This is a genomic window from Mesorhizobium sp. Mes31 (assembly GCF_024519675.1).
In the GTDB taxonomy this organism is placed as follows: Bacteria; Pseudomonadota; Alphaproteobacteria; order Rhizobiales; family Rhizobiaceae; genus Mesorhizobium.
Window position 1 is genome coordinate 1 of record NZ_JALJRL010000042.1, and the last position, 9753, is coordinate 9753.

A 9753-nucleotide genomic window follows, 5' to 3' on the forward strand; every position below is an offset into this window, starting at 1 on the left:
ACCTCGGCTTTGACAATCCCGAAGAGGAATTGCTCAAGGCCAAGCTGGCCCGCGAAATCCGCGCCATTATCAAGCGCCGGCGCCTGACCCAGGCGAAGTCGGCTGAACTGCTTGGAATGAAACAGCCCGACGTCTCCGCGATCGCCACCGGGCGCACGGGTAAGTTTTCAATAGACAGGTTGGTCCGCTGTCTGGACCGGCTCGACTACAAGGTCGACGTGGTGGTTCGCCACAAGCCTCGACGGTCAACTCGTGCTGAGGCCGCTTGAGCAGACGGCTTGCCGACGAGCGCAAAATAGACGGCGAGCGCCGCCCTTGCCTGAAGATCGCCGGCCTTGATTACAGGTCGGCACCGCCAATCTCCTGTATTTGCACGCTACGCCACTACGCCTCGATATAGGTGTTGAAACCACTCGAGATACGGCTCTCTTAATCATCCCCGTCCAGGGGCCGCCCATGTTCCCCCGGATCGAAACGGGGACAGGATGGCAGCTTCGCCTCACAATTCAGAAGGTCTGGCTCGCGGCGCACGCATGTTGCGCACCGCGCTCGGACCCGCGATCGCGCGCTATCTCGACGACGCCGGCATCGTCGAAGTGATGCTCAATCCCGATGGGCGTTTGTGGATCGATCGCCTGTCCGAGGGCCTATCCGATACCGGCGAACGTTTGTCGGCGGCGGACGGCGAGCGCATCGTTCGCCTCGTCGCTCATCATGTCGGTGCCGAAGTCCATTCCGGCGCCCCACGTGTCTCGGCCGAGCTTCCCGAGACGGGCGAGCGCTTCGAGGGGCTTCTTCCTCCCGTCGTCGCGGCGCCCGCCTTCGCGATCCGCAAGCCCGCCGTCGCCATCTTCACCCTCGAAGATTATGTCGCGACCGGAATCATGTCGGCGCAGCAGGCGAACGCGCTGCGCCAGGGCGTTGCCAACCGCGCGAACATCCTCGTTGCAGGCGGCACTTCCACGGGCAAGACCACGCTGATCAACGCTCTGCTCGCTGAAGTGGCCAAGACCGCCGATCGCGTCGTCATCATAGAGGATACGCGCGAACTGCAATGCGCCGCACCCAATCTCGTGGCGATGCGCACGAAAGACGGCGTCGCGTCGCTCTCCGATCTCGTTCGTTCGTCGCTGCGTCTGCGCCCCGACCGCATTCCGGTCGGCGAGGTGCGCGGGGCCGAGGCGCTCGAACTGCTCAAGGCCTGGGGCACCGGCCACCCCGGCGGCCTCGGGACGATCCACGCCGGCAGCGCCATTGGCGCGCTGCGGCGGATGGAACAGCTCATCCAGGAAGCCGTCGTCACGGTTCCACGCGCTCTGATCGCCGAAACGATCGACCTGGTTGCCGTCCTTTCCGGCCGCGGCTCCGCGCGCCGGCTGTCCGAACTCGCCCGTGTCGATGGCCTGTGCCCGGACGGCGACTACCGGGTCGCGCCAGCCGTCCTCGAGGGCGACGACAGCCCGACCTTGCTCATCCAAAGCCCTGAAGGAGAAAATCCGTGATCCAACGCCTGCGCCTCGCGCGCCACCGTCTCGCCATGACCGTTTCCGTTGCCACGCTCATCCTCGTGATGGCCGTGCCCGCCCATGCCTCCGGCTCGTCGATGCCGTGGGAACAACCGCTGCAACAGATACTCCAGTCGATCGAAGGCCCGGTCGCCAAGATCATGGCGGTGATCATCATCATCGTCACCGGCCTGACGCTCGCCTTCGGCGACACGTCGGGCGGCTTCCGCCGGCTCATCCAGATCGTGTTCGGCCTGTCCATCGCCTTCGCGGCGTCGAGCTTCTTCCTGTCGTTCTTCTCGTTCGGCGGCGGAGCGCTGATCTGATGGCGGGTTCGGTCGAACAGGGCGGGTCAATGCCGGCCTACGCGGTGCCGGGTTATGCGGTCCTCGTGCACCGGGCGCTGACCGAGCCGATCCTGCTCGGTGGCGCCCCGCGCGCCATTGCCATCATGAACGGGACGCTCGCTGGCGCCGTGGGGCTGGGACTGCGTCTGTGGCTCGTCGGCATCGCGATCTGGGCGATCGGCCATGCAGCCGCTGTCTGGGCCGCCAAGCGCGATCCGCTCTTCGTCGACGTCGTTCGCCGGCATCTGCGCATCCCGACGCATCTCACGGTCTGAGAGAGGTCGCGCCGATGATGAACCTTGCCGAATATCGTAACCGTAGCAGCCGGCTCGCCGACTTCCTGCCCTGGGTGGCATTGGTCGGCGCCGGCATCGTCTTAAACAAGGACGGCAGCTTCCAGCGCACCGCGCGCTTTCGCGGACCCGATCTCGACAGCGCCGTGCCGGCTGAACTGGTCGCCGTCGCCGGCCGGCTCAACAATGCCTTCCGCCGTCTCGGCTCCGGCTGGGCGATCTTCGTGGAGGCGCAACGCCATGCCTCGACCCGCTATCCCGACAACAGCTTTCCGGATGCGGCCTCGACGCTGGTCGATGCGGAACGAAAGGCGGGTTTCGAGGAGGCCGGCGCGCATTTCGAATCCAGCTACTTCCTGACGCTCACCTATCTTGCGCCCGCCGAAGACGCCGCCCGGGCGGAAAGCTGGCTTTACGAAGGGCGTGGGAAGAAGGGCCTTGACCCCAATGAGGTGCTGACCGGGTTCGCCGATCGCAGCGACCGCGTCCTGCGCCTTGTCGAAGCCTTCATGCCTGAATGCCGCTGGCTCGATGACGCCGAGACGCTGACCTATCTGCATGGCTGCGTTTCGACAAATCGCCACCGTGTCCGCGTTCCCGAAACGCCGATGTATCTCGATGCCATGTTGGCCGACCAGCCGCTGACCGGCGGGCTCGAGCCGCGGCTTGGCGCGTCGCATCTGCGCATTCTCACGGTCACGGGGTTCCCGACCGCCACCACGCCGGGTCTGCTCGACGAACTGAACCGGCTGGCCTTCCCGTATCGCTGGTCGACACGCGCGATCCTGCTCGACAAGACCGATGCGACCAGGCTGCTGACAAAGATCCGGCGTCAGTGGTTCGCCAAGCGCAAATCGGTCGCCGCGGTCCTCAAGGAGGTGATGACCAACGAGGCATCCGTCCTCGTGGACACCGATGCGGCAAACAAGGCCGCCGATGCCGACATGGCGCTGCAGGAGCTCGGCGCCGACTATGCCGGCATGGCATATGTCACCGCGACGGTGACGGTTTGGGACGATGATCCCGGCATCGCCGACGAAAAACTGCGCCTGGTCGAAAAAGTTATCCAGGGTCGCGATTTCACGGCGATTATCGAAACCATCAATGCTGTCGACGCCTGGCTCGGCAGCCTGCCGGGTCATGTCTACGCCAATGTCCGTCAACCTCCCATCTCCACCCTCAATCTCGCCCACATCATCCCGCTTTCCGCGGTGTGGGCGGGGCCGGAACGGGACGAGCATTTTGCAGCGCCCCCTCTGCTCTTCGGCAAGACCGAAGGCTCGACCCCGTTCCGGCTTTCGCTTCATGTCGGTGACGTCGGCCACACGCTGATCGTCGGCCCGACCGGCGCCGGCAAGTCCGTGCTGCTGGCACTGATGGCGCTGCAGTTCCGCCGCTATCCAGGGTCACAGGTCTTCGCCTTCGATTTCGGCGGATCGATCCGCGCCGCTGCACTCGCCATGGGCGGCGACTGGCATGATCTCGGCGGCGATCTCAGTGATGGGGCGAGCGATAGCGTCAGCCTTCAGCCGTTCGCGCGGGTTCATCATGTCCCCGAGCGCGCCTGGGCCGCCGACTGGGTCGTGGCGATCCTGACGCGCGAGGGTGTGACGATCACGCCCGAGATCAAGGAGCATATCTGGACGGCGTTGACCTCACTGGCCTCCGCGCCTGTCGAGGAGCGCACGATCACCGGTCTGGTCGTGCTGCTGCAATCAAATGACCTCAAGCAGGCATTGCGCCCCTATTGCGTCGGGGGTCCCCATGGCCGGTTGCTCGATGCCGAGCGCGAACATCTCGGATCGGCGTCGGTCCAGGCATTCGAAACCGAAGGGCTGATCGGAACAGGTGCCACGCCCGCCGTCCTGTCCTATCTCTTCCATCGCATCGAGGATCGGCTCGATGGCTCGCCAACCCTCCTCATCATCGACGAAGGATGGCTTGCGCTGGACGATGAGGGTTTTGCCGGCCAGCTCCGCGAATGGCTGAAGACGCTGCGCAAGAAGAACGCCAGCGTCATCTTCGCCACGCAGTCGCTCAGCGACATCGATGGTTCGGCGATCGCGCCCGCGATCATCGAGAGCTGCCATACCCGGCTCCTCCTGCCCAACGAGCGCGCCATCGAGCCGCAGATCACGGCGATCTATCGCCGCTTCGGCCTCAACGATCGGCAGATCGAGATCATCGCGCGGGCGATGCCGAAACGCGACTATTACTGCCAGTCCCGTCGCGGCAACCGGCTGTTCGAGCTCGGCCTGTCGGATGTGGCACTCGCGCTCTGCGCTGTATCCGCGAAGACCGACCAGGCCGCTATCGCCCGCATAGTCGCTGAGCATGGCCGCGACGGTTTCCTCGCTGCCTGGCTCAACCACCGTGGCGTCGCCTGGGCCGCCGAACTCGTGCCCGCCCTAACCAGCCCCGCCCTCACCAACAAGGAGAAATCCCCATGAAACTGCACCGTTCGGTTGGCATGCGGTTCGCCGCCGCACTGCTTGTCGCTCCCGTCACCCTCGCGCCAATGCTGGCAACGCCGGCACACGCCTTGATCGTCTTCGATCCCTCGAACTATTCGCAAAACGTCCTGACGGCAGCGCGCTCGCTCGAGCAGATCACCAACCAGATCACCTCGCTTCAGAACCAGGCGCAGATGCTCATCAACCAGGCGCGCAATCTCGCAAGCCTGCCATTCTCCTCGCTGCAACAGCTCCAGCAGTCCGTCCAGCGTACGCAGCAATTGCTCGGTCAAGCGCAGAACGTTGCCTATGATGTCCAGCAGATCGATCAGGCATTCCAGCAGAAATACGGCAACGTCGCGCTGTCGGCGTCGGATCAGCAACTCGTCACCGACGCGCGCTCGCGCTGGGGCAACACGGTTAGCGGCCTTCAGGATGCCATGCGTGTGCAGGCGGGCGTCGTTGGCAACATCGACACCAATCGCACGCAGATGTCGGCGCTCGTCGGCCAGAGCCAGGGTGCGACCGGCGCGCTTCAGGCAGCACAGGCCGGCAACCAGCTCCTCGCGCTTCAGGCCCAGCAGCTTGCCGATCTCACCGCTGTCGTCGCCGCGAACGGTCGGGCCCAGGCGTTGCAATCGGCCGAGCAGGCCACCGCCGCCGACCAGGGCCGCGAGCAGCGCCGCCGCTTCCTGACGCAGGGCTCGGGCTACCAGCCCGGCAGTGCGCAGATGTTCTATGGCAAGAACTGAGGCCGGCGCGATGGATGGCAAGATCCTCGCTCGCATCGGCGCAGTCGTCTTCATCGCAGTCGCTTTGACAGTGACCGCGATCGAGATGAGCAGCAAGGACGATGAGCCTGACGCCCTTGCGGCGCGGGACCGTTCCACAGCGTCACAAGACCCACTCGCGGCCGAATTGCGGCGCTGTTCCGGGATCGGCGAGGCCGGTCCTCGCGATCCCGGTTGCCTGAAAGCGTGGGCAGACAGCCGGCGCCGGTTTCTCGGTCAACGTGACTCGGCAACCGCGCCTGCTGCCGCTGCCCCGAAAACGTTATTCCCTGATGTGCCGGCGTCAGCCGACCGGAAAGAAGGGGAGCGGACGGATGTGACCGCTCCTGCGATGCAGGTCGAGCCGCCCCGGCCGGAGGCGCGCTGACATGGGCGGGATGGGCGTCATCGACCATTTCCTCGAAGTCTTCACGCGCTACATCGACGGCGGCTTCGGCCTGCTCGGCGGCGAGGTCGGCTTCATCGCCACGACCCTGATTGTCATCGACGTGACGCTGGCGGCGCTCTTCTGGTCCTGGGGTGCGGACGACGACATCATGGCGCGCCTCGTCAAGAAGAGCCTGTTCGTCGGCGTTTTTGCCTATCTCATCTCCAACTGGAACAATCTCGCCCGCATCGTCTTCGAAAGCTTCGCCGGACTTGGCCTGAAGGCCTCGGGAACGGGTTTTACCGTCAACGATCTCATGCGCCCGGGCAAGGTGGCGCAGACCGGGCTCGACGCCGGCCGGCCCTTGCTGGACTCGATTTCGAACCTGATGGGTTATTGGTCCTTCTTCGAGAACTTCATCCAGATCGCCTGCATGTTCTTCGCCTGGGCGCTGGTGCTGCTGGCCTTCTTCATCCTCGCGATCCAGCTCTTCGTCACGCTGATCGAGTTCAAGCTGACGACGCTCGCCGGTTTCGTGCTGATACCCTTCGGTCTGTTCGGCAAATCCGCCTTCATGGCCGAGCGGGTGCTTGGCAACGTCATCTCGTCCGGCATCAAGGTGCTGGTGCTCGCTGTCATCATCGGCATCGGCTCGACGCTCTTCTCCGAGTTCACCGCAGGCTTCAGCGGCAACACGCCGTCGATCGACGACGCCATGGCGATCGTGCTGGCCGCGCTGTCGCTGCTTGGCCTTGGCATATTTGGACCTGGCATTGCCAACGGTCTCGTCTCCGGTGGCCCGCAGCTCGGCGCGGGCGCGGTGGTCGGCACAGGGCTCGCCGCCGGCGGCATGGCAGCAGTGGGCGCCGCGGCCGGCGGCGCCGTCGTGTCTGGGGGTGTGGCTGTTACCGGCGGTGCTGCAGCGGCAGCCCGTGGCGGTGCTGCCGTCGCGGGGAGGGCATCCACAGCCTACGGCCTCGGGGCGGCCGGACAGTCAGGCTTTTCCAGCGTTGCATCCGGGCTCGGCGGTGTCATCGGAGCCAGCGCCCATGGCGCCATCTCACCGCTCAAGCGCGCGGCCAATCATGCGGCAGGCAGCATGAAGCACAGCTTCCAGTCCGGCGCTCGCGCTGCCTTCGAGACGACAGGCGGATCCTCCACCGCCGGCACAATCGGCGCGAACGCTGGCGAAGCCGGCTCCGCTCCCGCCGCGTCCTCCGCCACCGAAAGTCAGCCCGCCTGGGCGAAGCGCATGAAGCGCTCGCAACAGATGACCCATGGCGTCCAGGCCGCCGCCCACGCCGTTCGCAGTGGTGACAGCCATGGCGGCGGCTCCTCGATCAACCTCTCTGAAAGTGACTGAGCATGTTCAAACGACCGTCCACGCACTACGGCAGATACCCACAACCCGAGACGCCCTACCAACGCGCTGCCCAGGTCTGGGACGAGCGCATCGGTTCGGCTCGCGTGCAGGCGCGCAATTGGCGGTACATGGCCTTCGGTTCCCTGGCGCTCGCCGCGGGGTTCTCCGCCGCGCTCGTCTGGCAATCCGCCAATGGCTCGGTCGTGCCATGGGTGGTCCAGGTCGATCGTCTCGGCCAGGCGCAGGCGGTCGCCCCTGCGGTCGGCGACTATCAGCCGAACGATCCGCAGATCGCCTTCTATCTGGCGCACTTCATCGAACAGGTGAGGTCGATCCCCGCCGATCCGATCATCGTGCGGCAGAACTGGCTGCGCGCCTATGACTTCGCGACGCAGGGCGGGGCGCTGGCTCTCAACGACTATGCGCGCGCCAATGACCCGTTCTCCAAGGTCGGCAAACAGCAGGTCGCCGTCGACGTGTCGTCGGTCATCCGCGCATCGCGGGTGAGCTTCCGAGTCGCCTGGGTCGAACGCCGCTATCAGGACGGGTCACTCGCGTCTACGGAGCGCTGGTCCGCCATTCTCACCATTGTCGTGCAACCCCCGCGCGACGCCGACGCGCTGAGGAAGAACCCGCTTGGCATCTACATCAACGCCGTCAACTGGTCGAAGGAGCTTGGACAATGACGCCCGCACTCTGCAAAGCCGCCCCCCGGGGGCGTCCGGCTTTCCTCATCCACGCAATGCCGGCCTTCCGCAAAATGGCCTTTCCAGCACTTCTGCTTTGCACTTCGGCGCTTGTGGGCTGTGCCACCAGGCAGAAGCCGCCGGAGATTTCCTATGACGATCCAATCCCGGCCGTGCAGGCGGTCGATCCGTCCCCGCCCGTCAAGGTGGTAGAGCTGTCAAAGCCGCTGCCGCTTCCAGGCCAGTTGAAGCCGGTCGGCAAGGCCGCAAAGCCCGAGCCAGAACCGACCGATCCGACCGCGCGCGTGAACCTGGCCAACGCTGCCGCGCGCGTCCAGCCTGTGCGCAACGGCTTCATCAACTCGATGCAGGTCTATCCGTTCGTCGATGGCGCGCTCTATCAGGTCTATGCCTCGCCGGGGCAGATCACCGACATCGCGCTCCAGCCCGGCGAGCAGCTCGTCGGCTCCGGTCCCGTCGCCGCCGGCGACACCGTGCGCTGGATCATCGGCGATACCGAGAGCGGTACGGGCGGGGCCAAGCAAGTCCACATCCTCGTCAAGCCCACGCGCGCCGACCTTCTCACCAATCTCGTCATCAATACCGATCGGCGCACCTATCACATGGAACTGCGCTCGACGCCGTCGACCTATATGGCATCGGTTTCCTGGCAATACCCGCAGGACCAACTCATCGCCTTGCGCAGGCAGAACCAGCAGGCTGAGGCTGCACAGCCGGTCTCGACGGGCATCGATCTTTCTCGCGTCAATTTCCGCTACGAGGTGACAGGCGATCGCGCGCCGTGGCGGCCGTTGCGCGCCTTCGACGATGGCAAGCAGGTGTTCATCGAGTTCCCGCGAGGCATCGGCCAGGGCGAGATGCCGCCCCTCTTCGTGGTCGGACCGGAAGGCGACACCTCCGAACTGGTCAATTATCGCGTGCGCGGCAACTACATGATCGTCGACCGGCTGTTTGCCGCCGCCGAGTTGCGCTTCGGCGCCGGCAAGAACCAGAGGCGTGTCCGCGTCTCCCGCACCGATGGGGTAAGGAGCAGTCGATTTTCATGGATGCGTGGCCCTGGTGAGACCCCGCCAGCGACGAACCTCCGAACAGACGGCGGAGGGCCGGCATCGTGAGCAACAAATTCGATCCCGGGAAGGAAGAAGGCCGGGGGCCGGCGAATGACGCCGGGCCGGAGGCGCCGGTCGAGGATGACGCCTGGCCGTTGACAGGCGAGCCGGCCGCGGCCATGCGGCTGCGCGCCGAGCCGCCGCGCGTAACACGTCTGTCTCGCAAGGCGCTGGCCGGATTGGGGCTCGCCGCAAGCCTCGCTGTCGGCGGGGCGCTGATTTATGCGCTGCAGAACCGTCAGCAAGGCCAGGGGCAGGAGCTGTATTCAACCGATAATCGTTCGACCCCCGATGGGCTCGCCGGCCTGCCAAAGGATTATGCGGGCGTTCCAAAGCTTGGCCCAGCGCTTCCGGGCGATCTCGGCCGCCCGATCCTCAACGCGCAGAATGGCGGCCCGGCGATCGGAGCGCCGTCGTCGGGCTCGGTCGGACCGGATCCAGAGGAACAGCGCCGGGAGCAGGAACTGGAGGCGGCGAGGACCGCGCGTTTGTTCGCGTCCATGCAAACGCGGCCCGCTAGTGACGCGACTGTCGCTCGAGCCACGACAGACACCATGCCACAGGCTGATCTTGCCAGCCTTGGTCTCGCGCCGCAGCCAGCCACGCCCTCGGCGCAGGATCGCCAACTCGCGTTCCTCAATCAGCCGCCGGACAAGCGCACCGTCTCGTCGGATCGTGTTGCGCCGCCGGCGTCGAAGAACGTCCTGCAGGCGGGCGCCGTCATCGCAGCCGCCCTCATCACCGGCGTTCGTTCTGACCTGCCGGGCCAGATTACCGCGCAGGTAACGGAGAATGTCTATGACAGCCCCACCGGCCAC

General features: G+C 65.6%; 11 protein-coding genes. All 11 read left to right on the forward strand.

What is annotated here, in order from left to right:
• On the forward strand, window positions 1-269 hold a 269-nt coding region (locus NR193_RS32885), incomplete at its 5' end, for a helix-turn-helix domain-containing protein (RefSeq protein WP_256754818.1).
• Window positions 270-485: 216 nt separating this feature from the next.
• Entirely contained in the window at window positions 486-1502 is a 1017-nt protein-coding gene (gene trbB, locus NR193_RS32890; protein ID WP_256754819.1) for a P-type conjugative transfer ATPase TrbB, read from the forward strand.
• Between the two features lie 35 nt (window positions 1503-1537).
• Entirely contained in the window at window positions 1538-1831 is a 294-nt protein-coding gene (locus tag NR193_RS32895) for a TrbC/VirB2 family protein (RefSeq protein WP_256754827.1), read from the forward strand.
• Window positions 1831-2127 (forward strand): VirB3 family type IV secretion system protein, encoded by a 297-nt coding sequence (locus NR193_RS32900; protein WP_256754820.1) that lies wholly within the window; start codon window positions 1831-1833, stop codon window positions 2125-2127. Before NR193_RS32895 ends, NR193_RS32900 begins: the two co-directional genes overlap by 1 nt.
• A gap of 14 nt (window positions 2128-2141) precedes the next feature.
• The gene (gene trbE / locus NR193_RS32905; RefSeq protein WP_256754821.1) at window positions 2142-4595 is read left to right on the forward strand and encodes a conjugal transfer protein TrbE; all 2454 of its coding nucleotides are present in this window, start codon (window positions 2142-2144) and stop codon (window positions 4593-4595) included.
• Window positions 4592-5350 carry a P-type conjugative transfer protein TrbJ gene (trbJ, locus tag NR193_RS32910; protein ID WP_256754822.1) on the forward strand — a complete coding sequence of 253 codons (759 nt, stop codon included), beginning with the start codon at window positions 4592-4594 and terminating at the stop codon, window positions 5348-5350. Before trbE ends, trbJ begins: the two co-directional genes overlap by 4 nt.
• A gap of 10 nt (window positions 5351-5360) precedes the next feature.
• Window positions 5361-5756 carry a putative entry exclusion protein TrbK-alt gene (trbK-alt, locus tag NR193_RS32915; protein WP_256754823.1) on the forward strand — a complete coding sequence of 132 codons (396 nt, stop codon included), beginning with the start codon at window positions 5361-5363 and terminating at the stop codon, window positions 5754-5756.
• A 1-nt stretch (window position 5757) separates the two neighbouring features.
• Window positions 5758-7119: a P-type conjugative transfer protein TrbL gene (trbL, locus tag NR193_RS32920; RefSeq protein WP_256754824.1), complete on the forward strand. Its 1362-nt coding sequence runs from the start codon at window positions 5758-5760 to the stop codon at window positions 7117-7119.
• A 2-nt stretch (window positions 7120-7121) separates the two neighbouring features.
• Window positions 7122-7805: a conjugal transfer protein TrbF gene (gene trbF / locus NR193_RS32925; RefSeq protein WP_256754825.1), complete on the forward strand. Its 684-nt coding sequence runs from the start codon at window positions 7122-7124 to the stop codon at window positions 7803-7805.
• Window positions 7802-8941, forward strand: coding sequence for a P-type conjugative transfer protein TrbG (gene trbG, locus NR193_RS32930; RefSeq protein WP_256754826.1), 1140 nt, complete (start codon window positions 7802-7804; stop codon window positions 8939-8941). Before trbF ends, trbG begins: the two co-directional genes overlap by 4 nt.
• Window positions 8938-9753, forward strand: an 816-nt coding sequence (locus NR193_RS32935; protein WP_309145408.1) for a TrbI/VirB10 family protein, incomplete at its 3' end; no start/stop codon positions are given. The genes trbG and NR193_RS32935, both read left to right, overlap by 4 nt.